The sequence below is a fragment of the Sphingomonas sp. MMS24-J13 genome (genome assembly GCF_044905095.1).
Lineage (GTDB): Bacteria > Pseudomonadota > Alphaproteobacteria > Sphingomonadales > Sphingomonadaceae > Sphingomonas_I.
On sequence record NZ_CP173258.1, the window covers coordinates 1167357 to 1186199 of the forward strand.

At 64.1% G+C, this 18843-nt stretch carries 12 protein-coding genes; 9 read left to right on the forward strand and 3 right to left on the reverse strand.

Annotated elements, in window-relative coordinates; all coding sequences use genetic code 11:
• The first annotated feature begins 16 nt into the window (after positions 1-16).
• The 8 genes from AB4Z44_RS05405 (at position 17) to AB4Z44_RS05440 (ending at position 10376) form a co-directional block, all read left to right on the forward strand.
• The gene (locus AB4Z44_RS05405; RefSeq protein ID WP_404713046.1) at positions 17-1798 is read left to right on the forward strand and encodes a type I secretion system permease/ATPase; all 1782 of its coding nucleotides are present in this window, start codon (positions 17-19) and stop codon (positions 1796-1798) included.
• Between the two features lie 13 nt (positions 1799-1811).
• Entirely contained in the window at positions 1812-3188 is a 1377-nt protein-coding gene (locus AB4Z44_RS05410; protein WP_404713047.1) for an HlyD family type I secretion periplasmic adaptor subunit, read from the forward strand.
• 29 nt (positions 3189-3217) lie between these two features.
• On the forward strand, positions 3218-4762 hold the full coding sequence (locus AB4Z44_RS05415) for a TolC family protein (protein ID WP_404713048.1): 1545 nt from the start codon (positions 3218-3220) through the stop codon (positions 4760-4762).
• A 27-nt stretch (positions 4763-4789) separates the two neighbouring features.
• Positions 4790-6259: a tetratricopeptide repeat protein gene (locus tag AB4Z44_RS05420; protein WP_404713049.1), complete on the forward strand. Its 1470-nt coding sequence runs from the start codon at positions 4790-4792 to the stop codon at positions 6257-6259.
• A 144-nt stretch (positions 6260-6403) separates the two neighbouring features.
• Positions 6404-7471 carry a hypothetical protein gene (locus tag AB4Z44_RS05425; protein ID WP_404713050.1) on the forward strand — a complete coding sequence of 356 codons (1068 nt, stop codon included), beginning with the start codon at positions 6404-6406 and terminating at the stop codon, positions 7469-7471.
• Entirely contained in the window at positions 7472-8116 is a 645-nt protein-coding gene (locus AB4Z44_RS05430) for a hypothetical protein (protein WP_404713051.1), read from the forward strand. It begins immediately after the preceding gene.
• 52 nt (positions 8117-8168) lie between these two features.
• Positions 8169-9266, forward strand: a complete 1098-nt coding sequence (locus AB4Z44_RS05435) for a hypothetical protein (protein ID WP_404713052.1) — start codon at positions 8169-8171, stop codon at positions 9264-9266.
• Between the two features lie 42 nt (positions 9267-9308).
• The gene (locus AB4Z44_RS05440) at positions 9309-10376 is read left to right on the forward strand and encodes a hypothetical protein (RefSeq protein WP_404713053.1); all 1068 of its coding nucleotides are present in this window, start codon (positions 9309-9311) and stop codon (positions 10374-10376) included.
• Here the strand turns inward: AB4Z44_RS05440 and AB4Z44_RS05445 are convergent, their stop codons facing one another.
• Together AB4Z44_RS05445 and AB4Z44_RS05450 are read right to left on the reverse strand one after the other, a co-directional pair.
• Positions 10377-11306, reverse strand: coding sequence for a hypothetical protein (locus AB4Z44_RS05445; RefSeq protein WP_404713054.1), 930 nt, complete (start codon positions 11304-11306; stop codon positions 10377-10379).
• Positions 11307-11315: 9 nt separating this feature from the next.
• Positions 11316-14615 (reverse strand): glycosyltransferase, encoded by a 3300-nt coding sequence (locus AB4Z44_RS05450; protein ID WP_404713055.1) that lies wholly within the window; start codon positions 14613-14615, stop codon positions 11316-11318.
• Positions 14616-14895: 280 nt separating this feature from the next.
• On the opposite strand from AB4Z44_RS05450, the gene AB4Z44_RS05455 reads away from it, so the two are divergent.
• Positions 14896-15723: a hypothetical protein gene (locus AB4Z44_RS05455; RefSeq protein ID WP_404713056.1), complete on the forward strand. Its 828-nt coding sequence runs from the start codon at positions 14896-14898 to the stop codon at positions 15721-15723.
• A gap of 30 nt (positions 15724-15753) precedes the next feature.
• Here the strand turns inward: AB4Z44_RS05455 and AB4Z44_RS05460 are convergent, their stop codons facing one another.
• On the reverse strand, positions 15754-18570 hold the full coding sequence (locus AB4Z44_RS05460; protein ID WP_404713057.1) for a DUF6473 family protein: 2817 nt from the start codon (positions 18568-18570) through the stop codon (positions 15754-15756).
• Positions 18571-18843: the final 273 nt, after the last annotated feature.

Sequence of the window (18843 nt, forward strand, 5' to 3'; positions counted from 1 at the left end):
CGTGGGAGTAGTGTCTATGGCGAGCGCTCCGGAAGTGGCGGGGCGGAATGGGGCGCAGTGGCCGATAGCTCGGCTACTGCGCGAGTATCGCCATTCCTTCTACCTGATCCTTATATTTACGTTCATCACCGAAGCATTGGCGGTAGCGCCGATCATCTACATGATGAGCATATATGATCGTGCGATGGGCACGCGCAGCCTGGTTACGCTGGCGTCGCTGACTTTGCTGATCCTGGGTGTGTATCTGTTCGGTGTCGCCATCGAATGGATGCGTACGCGGCTGATGGTGCGCATCTCTTTGCGCGTCGATTGGGATCTTGCCGCGGACGTCTTCGACGCCTCGTTTCGGCGTTCGGTCGGGCGTCGCAAGGTGAACATCCAGCAGTTGATGGGCGATCTGCTCGCTTTGCGGCAGTTCCTTACCGGCGGCTCGGCAATGTCGCTGCTGGCGGCGCCTTTCGCGATCATCTTCGTGATCGTCGGCGCCCTGTTTCACCCTTATCTCGCCGTCTTCATCTTCGTCGCCGTGATGTTGATGATGATCTCGGCCTATGTTTCGCAAAAGGTCTCTTCGCCCGTGCTGAAGCGCGCGAACGATGAGAGTTCCGAATCGATGCGCATCGCTGCGACCAGTCTCGATCAGGCGGAAACGACGCTGGCGTTGGGGATGATGCCTGCGGTTCGCAAGCGCTGGTACGAGCGCCACCGCGTGTTCCTCCAGCTTTCGGTCAATGCCAGCGAGGCGAGTGGTCTCGTCGGAGGCTTTTCTTCCTTCCTGTCCAAGGCGCTGCCCTCGTTGCAGATCGCGCTCGGCTGCTATCTGGCGATCGAGGGGCTCATCACCGGCGGTATGGTGATCGCGGCGAGCATGCTGATCTCGCGCGCCGTCCAGCCGATCCAGCGTCTGCTCGGCAATTGGAGTTCGATCGTTTCGGCGCGCCAAGCCTATGAGCGCCTCAACCTGCTGCTGATCGAGGATCGTCGTTTCACCGATCGCATGGCGCTGCCAGCGCCGCTGGGCCGGCTCGACGTGGCTGCCGCTGCAGCGATCCCGCCGGGCGCGCAGCGGCCGGTCGTCGGCGACATCAGCTTTGCGGTTCGTCCGGGCGAGGCGGTGGCGATCATCGGCCCGAGTGGATCGGGCAAGACTTCGCTGACGCGCATGCTGGTCGGGGTGTGGAAGCCGGCACTTGGATCGGTCCGTCTCGACGGCGTCGAACTGTCCGAATGGAACCATGACGAGGTCGGGCCTTATATCGGCTACGTTCCGCAGGAAGTCGTCTTTCCCGAAGGCACCGTAGCCGAGAATATCGCCCGCCTTGGCAATATCGATGCCGAGAAGGTGGTCGAGGCGGCGCAACTGATCGGCATGCACGAGACGATCCTCGCCTTCCCGGAAGGCTATGAGACCCGATTGGGCGGAAGCGGCTTCCAGCTTTCGGGCGGCCAGCGGCAACGGCTGGGAATTGCGCGCGCTTTCTACGGCAATCCCAGATATGTCGTGATGGACGAGCCCAATGCGAGCCTCGATGAGGTTGGAGAGACTGCATTGATGCGCGCAATCGTGACGATGAAGGAGCGCGGCACCAGCTTCGTTCTGACGACCCATCGTCCGCGGCTGATGAGCGTTGCGGACAATATGCTGGTGCTCCGTCAGGGGCGGCAGGTCGGCTTCGGTTCGGCTGTCGAGATGATTTCTGCTATCCGCCACCTGCAAATCGCAGCAGGTGAGGGCGCGGCGCCGGATAGGGCGCCGTCGAAGCCGGCGAGCACGGGTTCGGCCACTGCCGGCTCATAAGGATTACATGGGTATGGAAACGGCAACGGACGGCGAGAGCCTCGGATTGTTCGGTCGTATGGATCGCTTTTTCGAGCGGATCATATCGGGCTGGAACCCCTACCATCCGAGCAAGCTTACCAAGCACGATCTCGAACCGGTCAAGATCGAGGAATTGCCGATCCGCCGACGTGGAACGTGGGTCATCGTTATCGGGGCGGGCGCCTTCTTTATCTGGGCAATCACGGCGCCGCTAAACCAGGGTAGCGTGCTGAACGGCCAGGTGACGGTTGCCGGCTATCGCAAGGCGGTGCAGCATCCCGGCGGCGGCGTGGTCACGCGCGTGCTCGTCGGCGAGGGCACTCACGTGCAGCGCGGCCAGGTGCTGGTGAAGATCAACCCGCTCGATACCGACGCCAATGTCGCCAATCTCGAGCAGGAATATATCAATACCTTGGTGAGCCAGTCGCGCGCCCGTGCGGAGCTGCTCGATCGCCCGATCGTCTGGGATCCGGAGTTGGCGACGCTGACGCCTCGCCGGGTACAGGAGGCCAAGGCGATCCAGACGACGCTTTATCAGAACCGCCGTGCGGCCTTCCAGGAGCAGATTCGCGGGATGGAGGCGCAGCTCGCCGGCCAATCCGCCGCAATGAAGTCGCACCGGGTTCAGGCCGATACGCTCGCGCAGGAATTGAAGAGCGTACAGGAATTGTCGACGCAGGGGTTCGTGCCCAAGAGTCAGGTCAACACGACGCTTCGCAGCCAGGTCGAGCAGCAGGCGGCGCTTGAGGATTCGCAGGCGGAAACGGGTCGCATCCGCGCCCAGATTGCTGCCACCCGTTCGCAATATCAGACCGATATCGCCAAGGAGCTTGCCGAGCTCGACAAGAATTGGGATTCGGTCGCGCCGAAACTGCGTGCAGCGCGCTTCAGCCAGTCGCTCAGCGAGATTCGGTCGCCGGTCACCGGTACGATCGTCAACCTGAAAGTCTTCACCGAAGGCGGCGTGATCACGCCGGGTGAGACGTTGATGGAGGTCGTACCCGACAATGGCTTGCTGATCGTCGAGGCGAAGGTCCCGCCCCAGGCGATCGATTCGGTCGAGGTCGGTCAGATCGCCGACGTTCGCTTCACGGCGTTCAATTCTTCGATCACGCCGGTGGTGCAGGGTACGGTCAAGGCGGTCGGCGTCGACCAGCAGAAGGCCAAGCCCGGCGAGGCGCTGAAGCAGGACGAGGATTATTATCTGGCGCAGGTCGAGGTATCGCCCGAAGCGCTGAAGGTGCTCGATGGCAAGGTGCTTCACCCCGGCATGCCGGCTGACGTGCTGATCAGGAAGGGCCAGCGGACGTTCATGAGCTACATGCTCAAGCCGCTGACGGACAAGCTGGCACGCGCATTCCGCGAGTGATGGTGCGTCGGGGCTTTCGAGGGGGACAAATGGTGAAGAGCGCTGCGCTGGTAGCCATGATTGCGTGCGCGCCGGCGGCGTTCGCGCAGTCGAGCACGCCTGAGGCGGGCATCAACGCGGTGCCCTCGCCAACGCCCCCGCCGCCGGTGGTGACACCGTCGCAGCCGGCAACCCTGCCGTTGCCGCAGACCACCGAAGGCGGTCGCGTCGCGTCGTTTCCCAACGCCGATCCTCCGGCCCCGCCAAGCGTTCCGGGGCCGCTGCCCCTTGCAGGAACGGTGCCCGCCGATCGCAGCATCATGCCTGGGCCGGCCAGAGCGGCCTCACCGATCGCGCCGGTCGGGCCGGTCCCGCAGAAAGGGCGCCGGGCCACGCAGGAGTCGATCGCGGCGGGTGGCCTGGATATCCTTTCGGCCTACGAGCTCGGCCAGCGCAACGACGCGACCTTCCGTGCGGCGCTCGCGGAACATGATGCCAATCGCGAAATCGCCAATCAGACGATTGCCGGCTATCTACCGACGGCCGGCTATAATTATCAGAACATCCCGACCGAGTCCGGGGCGCGTCACGTATTGTCGGTCACCCAGCCGGTCGTCAGCCTGAGCGGTATCGCCACCCTGCGCCAGCGGGGGCCACGCCGGCGCTATGCCGAAGCCACGCTGCAGGTGCGCGCCCAAGACCTGGCGACGCGGTTGATCACTGCGGTCACCGACATCATCAAGGCGAACGAGGCGACCACTCTCAACGACGTCAAGATCGATTCGCTGAAACAGCAATCCGATCGCGCCGATCGACTGTACAAGCGCGGGCTCGGAACGGTTACCGATGCGCGCGATATCGAGGTCCGCTACGAACAGGCGCTCGCCAACCGGGCCTTGCTGAAAAGCGATCAGATTGCGGCCGCTGCGCGGATGCGTTCGATCACCGGCACCGCCCCCCCGGACAAGGCCTTCCTCCTGCCTCCCCAACTCGGCCCGATCGAATTGTCGTCGGTCGATGCCTATCTCGCCCGGCAAGGGGAGGATAACCCGGCTCTGGCTGCGGCACGGGAGACCGAGCATATCAGCAAGCTCGAATCCGATCGGATCCGCGGTTCCTTCCTGCCGACGGTCGGCGTGAGCGCGACCTACACGCGTTATCAGGGCCAGAATCAAAGCTATGTCGGCCTGTCGGTCAATGCGCCGCTCAACGGCGGCACCTTCTTCCAGGCGAGCCAGGCCGCTGCCACCGTTCGGCGTTCCTATGAGGAGCGCCGTCAAACCGAGGAGAAGGCGCGAACCGAACTGCAGCGGCTCCACGCACTTGTCGATGGCGGCTATCAGGCGCTGCTGATCAGTGCCAAGGCGATCGAATCCGCCAAGCTCAGCGTCGAGGCCAATTCGAAAAGCTATGAGGGCGGTGTCCGCACCAGCGTCGATGTCGTCAACGCGATCCAGACGCAGTTCGAGGTGCAGAACGCTTATGTCCAGTCGGCGACAACGCTTGCGGAGAATTATCTGAACCTGCTGCTGCTGGCGGGCGAGGATCCGGAGGACGCGCTGCAGGCAGTGCAGAAGTTCCTGCTTGCGCGGTAATATACGCCGTATTCTCCGGCCGATCGCGTGACGATCGAGGCCGAACTTCATTCGATGCTGCTCGCGGCGCAGGCCCGGCGTGATGCGGGGCAGTGGGAGCAGGCCGCCCGCCTGTTCCGTCGCGCCGAAATGCTCGCGCCGGGCGCAGCCGACATCAAGCATAATCTGGCGCTGGTCTGTTTCGCCAAGGGCGATCCGCTCGGCGCACGCGCGGCGGCGGAGCGCGCCGTCCGGCTGAAACCCGAATTGTGGCAGAGCCACGCTCTGCTCGCGCGCCTTTACCAGGGCGCCGGCGATCCCGGCGGTGCCGAAATAGCGTGGCGGACCGTGCTGAAGCACAGCCCCGGCAACGGTACCGCGCTGCTGGGCCTCGCCGATCTGACGATGAACGAATTTGCCGATCCGGTGGCGACGATCGCATTGGTCGAGCCGTTGGCGCACAATCCGGCCTTTGCCGCCGATGCCGAACTCACGACATTGATGGCGTTGCTCTATCATGGCGGCATCAGTGCGGAGGCGCTGAGCGCGCGGCTGATCGCTTTCTCGCGCGCGAATCTGCGCCTGCCGCAACTGCCGCAGCGCAGGCCGCGGGCAGGGCGGCGGCGGATCGGCATCATGTCGCCCTTTCTATCGGCATCGCCCGCTTATTATCTGGCCTATTCGGGGCTGCAGGCGCTCGCGCAGGCGCATGATCTGATCTTCTTCACCCGTGGCACCCGCTTCGATTGGGCGACCGAGCGCCTGCGCGCGCTCGGGCAATGGATCGAGGCGGCGCATGTCGAGCCGGGCCAGCTCGCGCAGCGTATCGCCGATGCCGATATCGACGTGCTGATCGATATGGGCGGATGGAGCGATGTGCCGGGCCTGAAAGCGCTTTCGGCCAGGCCGGCGCCCCGCATCTACAAATGGGTCGGCGGCCAATCGGCGACCACCGGGCTCGACATGATCGACGGATGGATCGGCGACGGCTGGCAATGCCCCCCCGGCGTCGAAGCGCTGTATGCCGAACCCATCGTCAACATCGCTGGCGGCTATGTCGATTACTCGCCGCCCGATATGCTTGCCGCGCATGCCGGTTTACCCAAACGGGGCGTGGCGCTGGTCGGCAACCCCGCCAAGATCGGCGAGGCGACCTTCGCGAACTGGCCGTCCGGGGTCGATCGCGTCATCCTGATCGATCGGCGTTATGCGCATCCCCGCGTGCGCGATCGGATCACCGAGTTGCTGGCGCGCCATGCCATTGCGGTCGATCGCATCGTCACCCCACCCAATCACGAAGCCTATCTACGCGCGATCGGCGGCTGCGAGGCGATCGTCAACACACAGCCTTATGCGGCGGGCCTCACGGCGGTGGAGGCACTTGCCCTCGGCGTGAAGCTGCTGAGTGGGGGCGTGCCGGGCGGCCTGTTTTGCGCGCGTCACCATCTATCGCATCTGCAGACCGGCGGGCGCAATTCCACGCTCGGCGCGCAATTGCGCGATCTGGTGGCGCGATAGGGCGGGGTGTGGCGATTTCACGCCGCCAACGCGGCTTGACCCGTCGCGCCTTGACGACAAGAGATGAACGACATGCTGGCGCCGTACCGGCGTCGGGGATCTGACGGGGAGTTCTCCATTATGGCCGGGGCGGGCAAAAAGGGGATGAATGGAACGGCGGCAGCCAGGCCTGCCCGTGCAGCATCGGCCAAACGTGCCAAAGCGGCCCCCGTACCGGTGGTGGAGCAACAAGCGGTCGAGGCCGATATTGCCGTCGCCCCGGCTAAAGCCGCACGCGCGTCGTCACGCAAGCGCGTCAAGCCGGCCCACGAGACGGATGCTTCCTCGCCCGCGCCGAAGCTGGACATGCCCACCCATCCGGCGCGCATCTTCCAGATTTTCTTCGATGCCTGGCAACGCCCGCTGGTGGATGCCAGATTCGTGCCGCTCGACAATAGCGGGCCGCCAACCGAGCATCTCGAATTCGATCTGTTCGAGAGGCTGTCCATCTCGGAGCATGTCAAGGACGTGCCGCTGTGGGGCGCCTTGTCGTGGCGCTTCACCGAGAAGACCGGCGTGTCGGGCGCCGATCTGTTCCGGATCATCGAGGAAAATCCGGGCAACGACATCTATTTCTGTAATGCGCTGCCGCAGCATGAGGCGCTCTATCACAATCTGTGGGTGCAGGGCGAAACCGCACATCCGCGCTTCCTCGAACTGGTGCGCGCCTTTCTGAAAGCCGCCGGATTGCCGGACGATACGCGCGATCTGCTGCCGTCGAGCTTCTACTCGACCGCCAATTATTTCATCGGTTCGCCGGCTTTCTGGTCGGCCTATCTCCCGTTCGTGCGCGGCGCGCTGGTCCGCGCCGATCGCAATCTGCCGCCCGAACTGCGCGCGGAACTGCACAGCACCGCTGCCGACGATCGCAATGTGCATGGCGGCAGCACCTATATGCCGTTCATCGTCGAACGCCTCTTCCCGCTGTTCATGCGCACGGCAGGCAAGGGACTGAAAGCTTTCAAGCTGCCGCTGACCCTGCCCGAGGAGGAGATGAACGTTCACCTCAAGCTGCTGCGCGAGATGAAGGATATGGCGTGGCGCAACAAATCCCTTTGGCTGGCCGCCTGCTGGGTGAACTACCGCAACCTCTATCTCACCCAGCAGCACGGGCATGACTGGACGCGGCGTTTCCTGCGCAACATCACCCCGCCCGAGATCAAGTTCGCCTGAATGGCAGATCGGCTCGATGTTGCGTTCGCGACGTTGGATTCGCTTCCGCCGACGCTGGGCCGTGAGGATGCGCCGCTGATGGTGATGCCCTTCATCGATGCGGCAATGGCGAACCGGGCAGCACAATTAATGGCGCGCCGGGCGGCGGCGCCGGGCGACATTCTTTGTATCCATGATGTCCACCGCGTGGGTTTCATCAAGGTCGTCAACACCGCCTTTCGCCGGTCGATCGCGCCCCAATTCGGCTATGTCGCGCAGGATGCCTTTGCCGGACGCCGCTGGCTGGCGCTCGCGCTCGACTGCCTTGCCGAGAAGAATGGCGGGCTGCTCGCCTTCAACGATGGCAAATGGGGCGGTATGCTGGCCGCGTTCGGGCTGGTGTCGCGCGAATGGGCGCTCGGCAATTACGACGGCGATCTGTTCTGCCCGGATTATGCCAGCCATTATGCCGATGTCGAACTGACCCTGATCGCCATGCAGCAGCGCAAATTCCAGTTCGAGCCCTTGTCGCTGCTGGTGGAAGTCGATTGGGACAAGGACACGCGTCAGGTCGACGCGCGGGATCGGCTGCTTTATTATCAGCGAGGTCAGACGGCCTTTGGTGGCAAGGTCACCAATGCGAGCCTCCGCCGCTTGTTCAAGTGAGGGCCGTCCAGGGCAAGCTTGACTATCGGGCTGTCGACCGCACAACGGCCGGATGGCGCATCGGGTGGCGATCATCGGGCAATCGAACTCGATCCTGCATACGGGATTCGTCGCGCACCTGATGCATCGACCCGAGATCGAGCTCGGCCATATGGGGCGGATCGGCGGCAGCCCCTTGAATCTTCTGCCGTTTTACGCGACGCCCGAATGGCTTGCCGGTCACGATGTCTGCATCCTCGACATCGCGGTCGCGGATCAGGTCTTCCTGTGGGCCGATGCGATCGATCCGGCCGCGATCGCGCAATATCTGGGTTATGCACTCCAGATGATCCATGCCGCCGGTTGTCTGCCGCTGGTGCTGATTATCCCGCACAAATCGGTGCTGCCGCATGTCGCGGGCGGCGGTAAAGTACCGTTGCTCCACCAGATCTATCGCGCGGTCGCGGCGCGCTACGATGCAATGCTGCTCGATCTGACCGACGGTCTCGATCATCTCGGTCGCCGCTCCCGCGCTGCGCTGGAGGCTGCCTATGCCGATCCCAACCATCTGGCGGAAGCGACCCAGCGCGATGTGGCCGACCGGATCGTCGCGTTGATCGCCGAGGCTGCCGCCACCTCGATCGAACGGCACCGCGTTTCGTCCGCCATCCCCAATTTCGACAGGCTCGGCCTGGCCGGCCTGTGCCCGCAGGCGCCGGCAATCCTCCAATTGACCAGCCTCTACAAAGCCCGCTTCACGGTCATCTCTCCGGGAGACCGGCTGGCGCTCCCCACCGGGCAATTCGATCAGCTGCACGCCGTTCTGGTCAATCGATCGAGGTCCAACGCCAAGCTCGTGATCGAAGGCAACCAGACAGTGGTCAAGGCGATGGGCACCGGGAACGAGCGCAGCCAGCCGTTCGTCGCGCAGCTCTGCCCCGTCACGACCCCGGTGCGCGATCGGGACGGCATCATCGCGTTGAGTTTTGCGCATCCCAATGCCGCGGTGACGGAGGCGAGTTTCGATCCGCTCGAAGACAATGGCGGCACCGTCGAGATCAGCGAGCTGTTGGTCGAGCGTGGCTGGCGCGTCATCGATTTCGATATGCCGTCGCTGCCGCCGTCACTCGCGCTGCCAGCATGGCAACCGAGGCTGCTCGGCCATTCTTGACTATCCGCGCTCAGCCCGCACAACGGCCATATGGCGTATCGGGTGGCGGTCATCGGGCAATCGAACTCGATTTTGCAGAATGGCTTCGTCGCGCATCTGAAGCAGCGGCCCGAGATTGAGATCGGGCATATGGGCCGCATCGGTGCCAGCCCGTCGGTGCTCCTGCCTTTCTACGCGGCGCCCGAGTGGCTGGCGGGCCATGATGTCTGCATCCTCGACGTGGCGATCATGGACCACATCTTCCTTGGTGCGGAGGCGATCGACCCGGCCTCGATCGCACAATATCTCGGCTATGCGATCCAGATGATCCACGCCGCAGGCTGCCTGCCTTTGCTGCTCGTCATCCCACGCAAGTCGTCGCTCCCCTGTATCGCGGGCGGCGCGAAGGTGCCGTTTCTCCATCAGATTTACCGAGGTGTGGCGGCACGCCACGATGCGATGCTGCTCGATCTGATCGATGGGCTCGACGATCTGGGCCGCCGTTCGCCCGCAGCGCTCGATGCCGCTTACGGCGATCCCAACCACCCGGCGGAATCGATGCAGCGCGCCATTGCCGATCGGATCGTGGCGCTGATCGGCGAGGCCATGAGCACGCCGATCGAGCGGCGTCGGGTTTCGGTCGCGATTCCGAATTTCGAACGGCTGAGCCTGGCGGGGCTGTGCCCCGAAGCGCCGGGTATCCTGCAGATGACGAGCCTCTATCGGGCGCGCTTCACCGTGATTTCCCCGGGCGATCGACTGGCGCTGGCAACCGGGCACTTCGATAGGTTGCACGCTTTACTGGTCAATCGATCGCGATCGGGTGCGAGGCTGGCGATCGAGGGCGATCGGACGGTCGTGAAGATCGTCGGCACGAAGAATGAACGGGAACACGCGCTGGTGGTCCAGCTCTGTTCGGTCGTGACTCCGGTTCGGGATCGCGATGGTATGCTCGTCCTCAGCATTGCCGATCGGAGCGTTGCCGTAACCGAGGAAAGCTGCGACCCGTTCGAAGAGGAGGGCGGCCATATCGAGCTCGGCGAAATCCTGATCGAACGGGGCTGGAGCGCATGGGATTTCGCGCGGCCGTCCCTGCCTTGGTCGCTCGCGCGGCCGTATTGGCGGCCTTGATCAGACGAACGGGTCGTCCTCGCCGAAATTGAGCGCGTCGCGCATCGCCTCGAGGAGTTCGGGGCTCAGCGGCTTTTCGGCCGGGGCCGGCGGGTTTTGCTGAATGAATTTCACCAGCTGGATCGGGGAGGGCCTGTTCGGCGCGGGCCGTTGCGATTTGCGCGCGCGCCATGCCGAAACGCGGCTCGATGCGGTTGACTCGGCAGGTGCGGGAGCCGGGACCTCAGCCGCGCGCGGCGACGGAATGGCGGGGGCGGGGCTGGACGCAGCGGCGGCCGGCTGGGCAGGGGCCTGTGCCGAATAGAGCGTGCGGCTGGTGTTCACCAGCACCGGCGCTCGCGCCATACCCGGGCGGAGATCGTGCAGCGGTACCCCGTTGGGCTCGAACACGCACATCAAGGCGGCGGTATCGATCCGGTGCCAATCGGGCAGCTTGCGCAACTCGAATTCGAATCCATAGCGCCCGTCGCCCACGCCGGCGCCAAGCAGATCGGCCCGCCGGCGATCGGCGGTGACGCGGCCGATGATGGTCTGGCTGTTTCGGATCAGGACGTCGACCCGCTCTTCGGGCATCCACGAATGCCACGCCCAACCGGTGATCAGCGTCCCCGAAATCTGTTCGAGCACGCCCTCGTAGCGCGCTGCCTCGACCATCCCGGGAAGCTTCGCGTTCGCGCCTACGATCCGCACTTCGGCCAGACGCAGATCGAACATCGTCCCTGCGGGTACGGCCAGCGAGAAACCGATATTGGCGGAGCTGAGACCGAGCGCGCCGAGATCGGGCCGCGGCTGCACGGCCCGTGTGGCGGCGACGCGCCGGCCGCCCACGACCAGTTCGACCGCGGCGGGTGTCGTCGGCTGGTCGAGATCGACCGCCCAGCCACGGACCTCGGACCGCGTAAGCATCTCTACATTACCGCGCAGATTCATTTTCGCCCCTTACTCCGCGGCAGCCGCGAGCGCGAACGGCATATGATCAGCCGATCCCGCGCGGGTAAGCAACAATTCGATATCACGCAGCGATTCGCGCGGCACGAAGCCTTGCGGCGCACCACCGTCCGACGGTCTCATTTGCGGCAGGTTAAGCGCGTCCAACATCGCTGAAAATTGCAAAAGCCCGTTTTCGAGCGAAAAACGCTCGCGTATCGTCGCAAGGCCTCGCTGCGATCGCTGATTCCACAACGGATCCGAGGTGAGCAGCTCCGATACTTGCTCGATCCATTCGCCCGGCGTCCCTGCGATTCCCGAATCGGAGCCGAACGAAATCGGCATGCCCTCGGCCGCGACCGGGCTCAGCACCGTCGGGGTGCCGCTGTTGAACGCGTCGATGACCTTGCCCTTCATGCCCGCGCCGATCCGCAACGGCGCGACCATCACCCGTCGCTGCGCGAGAAACAGGGAAACATCCTCGACCCAACCGATCACCTTGATCGACTCGTCCGGCTCCTTGAGCTCCAGCCGCTCGAACCCGCTGCCAGCCACATAGAGGATCGCGGCCGGATTGCGCGCGCGGATCTGCGGCCAGCATTGATCGATGAATGCCTCTATGGCGTCACGATTGGGCGGATGATCGTAGCTGCCGATGAAGCAGACACCGTCGCGTTGCCCCAGCGGAACGGCGGCGCCCGGATCGGCGGCGATCCACGGCGTCAGATAGACCGATCCCTCGAGATCGAGGAAGGTTTCGATCACCGCCTTTTCGGTCTCGCTGTAGGTGAGGACGGCGTCCGCCTCGCGGAAAACCTTGATCTCGGCCTCGCGTGTGCGCAGCGCTTCGTCGAAGGCGTCCTGCGATCCGGCTATGCGCGCCGCGCGCATCTCGCGCAGGAAATGGACGTCGGCGCAGTTGAGCAGCACGCGTGCCTGCGGCGCAAATTGGCGGATGAGCGGGATCAGACCGAGCCCGGTCGTATAACGATGGATATAGACGAGATCGAACTCGCTGCCGCGCCGTTCGAGGATTTCGGGCAGGCTCGAAAAGAAAGGCGCGTGGAGATGCTCGACCCCGATCCGCTCCAGCGCCTCGGTATAGAGATCGAGATAAGCGAGGTTCGATGCGGCGAACGTGACCTTGTAGCCCAGGCCCTGAAGCAGCCGGATTTCCTGCGTGATGGCGAAGCTGCCCGCATCCTTGTCGAATGACGGGGTCTGATAATCGAACAGCAGCGCTCGGCCGACGATCCCGCGATCCTTCTCCAGATCCGGTCTGTCGCCTTCGTCCGAAAGCTGGCCGAAAACCGGCCGCCATTTGTCTTCGAACGTCTTGCGGTTGACGAGCTGATAGCGCTTCAGCCCCTCGCCCTCGATATCGCGCCCGTTCGAAATGCCTTCGTAGTGGACGATAATCGCCTTGGGGGCATAGACGACGCGCCGATCGTTGGCGCGCAGCTTGAAGGCGATGTCGGTGTCTTCGTAATAAGCCGGCTTGAATTCGGACGAGAAGCCGCCGCACTCGGTCCAGGCCTCGCGCGAGATCATGATCGCCGCGCCGGAGCAATAATCGACCTGCCTGGTATAGCCGTAGCGCGGATCGGCGGCACTGCCGTCGCGGCCGTAATTCCACGGCTTGCCGTTATTCCAGATGATGCCGCCGGCTTCCTGCAGCCGCCCGTTCGGATAGATCAGCTTCGCGCCGGTCAAGCCGACGCGATCGAACAGTTCGAACGGCAACTGCATCTCTTCCAGCCAGTTGCCGACCACTTCGGTGTCGTTGTTGAGGAAGATCAGGTAATCGCCGAGCGCGGCCGCTGCGCCGGCATTGCACGCCCCGACGAAACCCTGCGCCTCGCGATGGCGGACGACCCGCACGCCATCCACGATCGCCTCGATCGATGCGGTCTGGTCGCTCGACCCGTCATCGACCACCACGACTTCGAACGGCAGGCCGGCGCAGGTGTAGATCACCGCGCAGAGTGCGAAATAGGTGAAGTAGAATTTGTCGTGAACGGGGATGATGATCGAAAAGCGCGGCCGGGTGCCTCGTGGAAGGACGAGCGGCGCGAAACGCACCGCATTTTCCTGCGGGCCCTTCAACACCAGCGCGTGGCACAGGCTGATCTGCGCGAGGATCGCGGGATCGACCGTGCCGGCATTGCCGAGCCGTTTGATCGTCGCGATCAGGGCCTCGTAACGCAGGTCCGCCAGCGGCAGCAACGCCGGGCGCTCGATCCGCGTGACATGGCGCTGGAATATATCGGGCGGCGTCTGCATCGCCGACAGGATGATGGACGAGCGATGGCGGAGCTCCCCCAGCGTGCCGCCGCGTATCTCGATCATGTGCGGCTGGTTATCGAGCAGGTCGAGCGAGAGCCGGAGCAGCGTGGTCGAGCCCGCCGCGCCGGTGCGCAGCTGGATATGCCCGGCGAGGATGCCGTCGACCGTCACGACGCTGGCCAATTCGCCGTCCCAGAAACCGGCTGCGAAATTGATGTCGAGATAGGCACCATGACTCGTCACGGTGAGCGGCGGCGGGTCCGGACGGAGCTTTGCCCGGAGATCGGGTAGCGCGATCCGGACAGCGGCATCGCCCACCTCCAGCGGCCCCGCATGTTCGCGCACCGCATCGCCGATCGGCAGGAGCGCGACCCGGTCGACATCCTCGGTCGGTACCTGCCCGTCGCCGGCCACGATCGGCCGATGGCGCGGATCGCCCATCGTCAGCCGCGGGTTGCGGAAGAAGGCATAAGCGTCGGGCTGGACGGTCGGCGGCCCGTGCATCAGGATGATACGCAGCCCGGTCGCATCGGGCGGGCATTCGTCGTGGATCAGGAGCGGGCTGTAATCGGCCGGATTGGGCCCGCCCATCGGCCCGAACTCACGCCAGACCTCGCGCCGATCGATCGATTGGCCGTAAGGATCGATCCATTCCATCACGAGGCCAACCCCGCAGCGATGCTGCGCCAGGTCGAGCGAGAAATAATATTCCTCACCGGGCGCGATCAGCATGCGCTCGATGCCGAGCGCCCTGGTCAGATCGTAGCGCGTGACGCGGACGTCGCCGGTCTCCTCGCGGAAACAGAACGGCGTGTCCTCGCCAGCCACCGACCAGCCTTCGCTGACGTTGGCGCCCCAGCCCGCGCGCGTGATCTGTCCTTCGATCACGGTGATCTCGGCGATCGAGGCCAGAAATTGGCGTTCGTCGATCAGGTTCAGCAGGGGGGTGCGATTGGGGGCGAAGCGGATCAGCGGCTGTCGCGCAACGTGGATGCCGGCGCTGAATATGTCGAGCTCCGTCGGCATCGTGGCGGCATCGCCCCAGCGAAGGAGCGCCCCACCCAAGCCAATACTCGCCAATTCCATTGTCAGCTCGGGTCCGTACCTGCTCGCTCAAGAAGAGATAGCGACCGTCCCAAAGAAACCGGCGCCCTGCAAGGCCTATCGCATAGCAGGGTGAAGATGGCCAGCAATGGCGGATCGACCAATCCGAGACGCGCAAGACCATTGTTCCGGCCCGGTGATGACCATATGGCTGCACGGCGCATCACGTTCATGCGGGGTGCGGGTTGATCGAGGAGGGTGTTTGGCAGACGATAATCCTCCCGACCGGTTCCGGAAACTGGTGGCGATCATCGCGCCGCCGCGATCGGGGACCACGGTCGTCACCGCCGCACTGAGCGTTCATTCCGACGTGGTGGCGGTCTTCGAGCCCTGGAACGCCAACATGGAGCGCATCGACAGCACCTGTGGCATGACCTTCGATGGCTTCGTCGAAACGTTCGTACCCGCCGGACGCCCCGGTTCGGTCCTCGTCGTCAAGGAAACGGCGACGTATCTGCGCTATATCGATCGGATCGAGGAATTGGTGGACGGCGCGCCGCCGACCGTGACGCGCCATCTGGTCGTGATCCTGCGCAATCCGTTTCACGCTTTCCTGTCCGAAGTGCAGGCGCGTCGCGAGTGGTGGGGGGCAGCTGACCTGGAGATCGATGCGCAGACCTTTGCGCTTTGGGCCAAGCGCATGCTCTCGAGCTGTCGCCGGATCGCCGATTTGGCAGAGAGCCAAAAGGCCCTGCTGCTCGGCTACGATGCGTTCGGGCGCGATATCAACGGTATGCAAGCACTGACCCGGATGGTCGGGCTGGAACCGGAACGCGCCCAATTCGAATTCGAAAAGCATCTCGATCGTTCGAGCGTGCGCGGCGACCTGCATGTGTCGAGCGAACCGCGCCCGATCTCGCCCCGTTCGATCGACCGGCGCGAGATCGAGTTGGCGAGCGTCGTTGATCGCTTTTCCGCAACGCCCGAATATCCCGCGATCGTGCGGCTGGCGGAGGCTTTTGCGACCCTGCCGAGCCTGTCCTTTGCGCGGCAGCAGCCCGCTATCTTGTCGGCCATGCGCGGCGGTTGAGTGCCAGAAGCAAGCGGTTCGCGCCGCGTATCATCGCTCTGAATTGAAAGCCCGCTTCCACAGCAGCAGATCGAACGCATTGGCCGCGCACAGGCGATCGTACAGCGCCTCTCCCAATTCCTCGCGGACCATGTCTTCCGTCGTCGTGAGGTCGATACCCTCGTCAGCGGCGGCATTTTCGAGATAGGCGAGCAACCTCAGCCGGGGGAAGGTGAGGTGCAGCGCGCGCTCGATCCGGATCAGCGAGGCGTCGAAATCCTCGATCGTTCCGACCGCCGCGGTCGACAGCAACGTCTTCGCCTCGTGGAAGTTGCGCAGGGTGATCGCGTGGTTCCAATGGTCCATGCGCGTGCCGTTGTTGGTCACCGAGCACAACCGCGTCTGGAGGTTCGCGATCGGGCCGGAGGCGATCGTGTCGCTCAGGCACCATTCGACCCAGCCCCGAAAATCATGCTGGTTTGCCATGCGGGTATGGAAGGCATCGGAATGCGTGCGCTGCTGCTCGCTCCGCTCGAAATCGTAGACCGATCGCGCCCGCACGATCGGATTGCGGAGCAGCAGGAGCGGTTGAAAGCGCAGGCCTTCGCGTTCGGGGAGGGGAAAACGCATCTGATGCGCGGAGATTGCCTGCAGACCGGCGTCGCTTGCGGCAGCCTGGACGACGGCTTCGCCTCCAGCAGCCGGATCGGGGGCCGAGACGGTCCGCCATTGATGGTCGAAGCTTTCCTGCAGCGCACGATCGATCGCCGATCCGGCATTGCGATGGATGTGCATGTGCACGAGGATGGCGCGCGGCTGCGGTGCCTGCTCTGCCCGGGGGCGACCGGACGAGCCCATCAATTGCCTGACTGCGGGCATCAATATGGTTGCGGCATCCTCGTTCATCTCGGGCGAGGGATAATAATGGTTATGTTCGCGCTGGTGGACGTTGGGGAAACGGTCTTCGGGCCACATCATGATCGGCGCGCCGCTGCTCATGTCGAACAAGGGCTGCGGGATACCGCGTTCGGTTACGACCTCGGCATAATGATCCGCGAACGGGATCAAGGTCTCGACCACGTCGCGGTTCACGAAGTGCGGGAAATCCCCCCAGTAATCGGCGAGATTGTCGAGCCCTTCGCTATAGTTCACCGGTCGCTTGGACCAATAGAGCAGGATCTTGGGCCGTTCGATCCGGCCGAGCAGCGCCTGCATCTCGGTGACGTAATTCTCGCGATTCTCCGCGCGGAGCTCAGCCAGTTCGGCGGGGCTGAGCGTGTTGAGCAGATGACGATAGATGTCCTCGGCGTAATAGGCCGACGCGTCGGGGTGATCGCGCAGCCACATCACCCCCTGATTGTTGGCAAGCACCGCGCGGCTGTTGCTGATCGAGCGGCCCGACATGAACTGGACGATCACGAATTCGGCGCGATTGGCCGCGGCGATCATCTCCTCGCGCTGGAGGAAGAAGGACGGCCCCGCGCCCGACATACCGAGGTTGAGCGCTGCCATGCCGATCTGCTCGGCGATCAGATCGGGAAAGGGTGTCGGTACGAAGCGGCCGAACACCTGGGCCGCGCCGATCGCCGCGAAATAGGGCCGGTCGCGATCCGGTTCGGGCCCGCGCAACTGCTGGTCGCCGAGCTGCCAGAGTTCGTAATCGACGATGTTGCGGTCGTCGCGCTGATAGCCGGCGTTGACCGCCCCGGATCCGGTGCGCGGCACGCCCCCGGGTGGGGGCAGCGCCTTGAGCGCAGCGGGCTCCGCCGGGGTGGGGGCAGGGCGAGGCGCCAGGACCGGGGCCGGGCGGGGCGCGGGCCGGTTTGTCGCCAATGCCGCCCAGATATCCGTCGAGATATCCAGCGCATCGTCGAGATCGAGTTCGGCCGGATCCTCGACCTCGGGATAAGAGTTGAAATTGTCGTCGAACAGTCTGTCGAAACTGGCGAAATATTCCTGCCGCACGGCTTCGTTCGATGCTGTCCACGTTTCGTAGAAGGCACGCGCCGTCGCCCTGGATGGGCGCCGGCCGGGGCCGCTGCCGATTGCCGAGACATAGCTCTCGATATCCCCGCGGCGCGGGTTCAACGCGCCGGCAACGAAGCGTGGCAGCCGCTCGTTGACGCGGCGCAGGAACTCCTGATGCGGCGGTCGGAGCGATTCGTTGCGCCGCATGTCGATCTGGCGAAGCTTGGGGATGCGCATCCGATTACAGAAATCGGGAAGGATCGATCCCCCGACCAAATTCGATGGAATATAGCGCGCGACGACCATCTTGTCGCGCCCGAACACGCTCGACCAGCGCGCCAGCAGCGCGTCATAATCGTAGAAACGGCGATCGATCATCGGCGGATCGATCACATGGACGCCGGTATAACCGGCCTTCATCACGGTCGAATAATGGCTGACTGCCACCTGATCCTGGCGACGCAGATAGACCAGAACCACTATGTCTTTGAAGAATCGGCGCAGCAACGTGTAAAGCCGCTCGACCTCGCCGGGATTGATCAGCCGGCTCTGGCAATGCTCGTTCGAATAGATGAATACGCTGTTCGGTGCTGCAGCGGCAACTTCATCCGCCATGATCTGCTCGACAGTCTCGCGAAACGCCGCCAGCTTCCCCGGCGTATCGATGCCGGCACCCATCCGCAGATCGTCGGTCAGGTCGTCGTCCTGCGCATACATCGCCAACGCCGTGTGGTTCTCGCCGTTGGGAAGCGACGAATAGATGATACCGGCCTGGCGCAGTTCCGCACGATTGCCCGCCAGATAGGCCTGAATTGCCGTCGTCCCGGTTTTCTCCGTGCCGATATGGAGGATCGCGCGCGCCATGTTGCCCCCGTCATTGTGCAGCGCGGCGGGTGCCACGGCTGCGGATAGGCATCAAGGGGGGTTGCGGTGGGTACCTCCGTCAGGCCAAGTGCCGCACCATGGATGGGGTTCGAGTGGGCTGTCGCGCATGCGATGATCGGAGGGCATGATGGCGAGCGAACTCCGCCGGCTGCCCCTGACCCCGCTTCAGCGCAAGATCGAGCGCCTGTTGCGATCGACCAACGCGTTCAGCCCGGTCTTCTATGCGCGGACCAATCCGGAGGTCGAGCGCAGCGGCATCGACCTGATCGATCACTATATCACGATCGG

Coding starts and splice junctions, on each gene's coding strand:
- AB4Z44_RS05405 (WP_404713046.1), top strand. CDS start 17: ATGGCGAGCGCTCCGGAAGTGGCGGGGCGGAATGGGGCGCAGTGGCCG.
- AB4Z44_RS05410 (WP_404713047.1), top strand. CDS start 1,812: ATGGAAACGGCAACGGACGGCGAGAGCCTCGGATTGTTCGGTCGTATG.
- AB4Z44_RS05415 (WP_404713048.1), top strand. CDS start 3,218: ATGGTGAAGAGCGCTGCGCTGGTAGCCATGATTGCGTGCGCGCCGGCG.
- AB4Z44_RS05425 (WP_404713050.1), top strand. CDS start 6,404: ATGAATGGAACGGCGGCAGCCAGGCCTGCCCGTGCAGCATCGGCCAAA.
- AB4Z44_RS05430 (WP_404713051.1), top strand. CDS start 7,472: ATGGCAGATCGGCTCGATGTTGCGTTCGCGACGTTGGATTCGCTTCCG.
- AB4Z44_RS05435 (WP_404713052.1), top strand. CDS start 8,169: ATGGCGCATCGGGTGGCGATCATCGGGCAATCGAACTCGATCCTGCAT.
- AB4Z44_RS05445 (WP_404713054.1), bottom strand. CDS start 11,306: ATGAATCTGCGCGGTAATGTAGAGATGCTTACGCGGTCCGAGGTCCGT.
- AB4Z44_RS05450 (WP_404713055.1), bottom strand. CDS start 14,615: ATGCCGACGGAGCTCGACATATTCAGCGCCGGCATCCACGTTGCGCGA.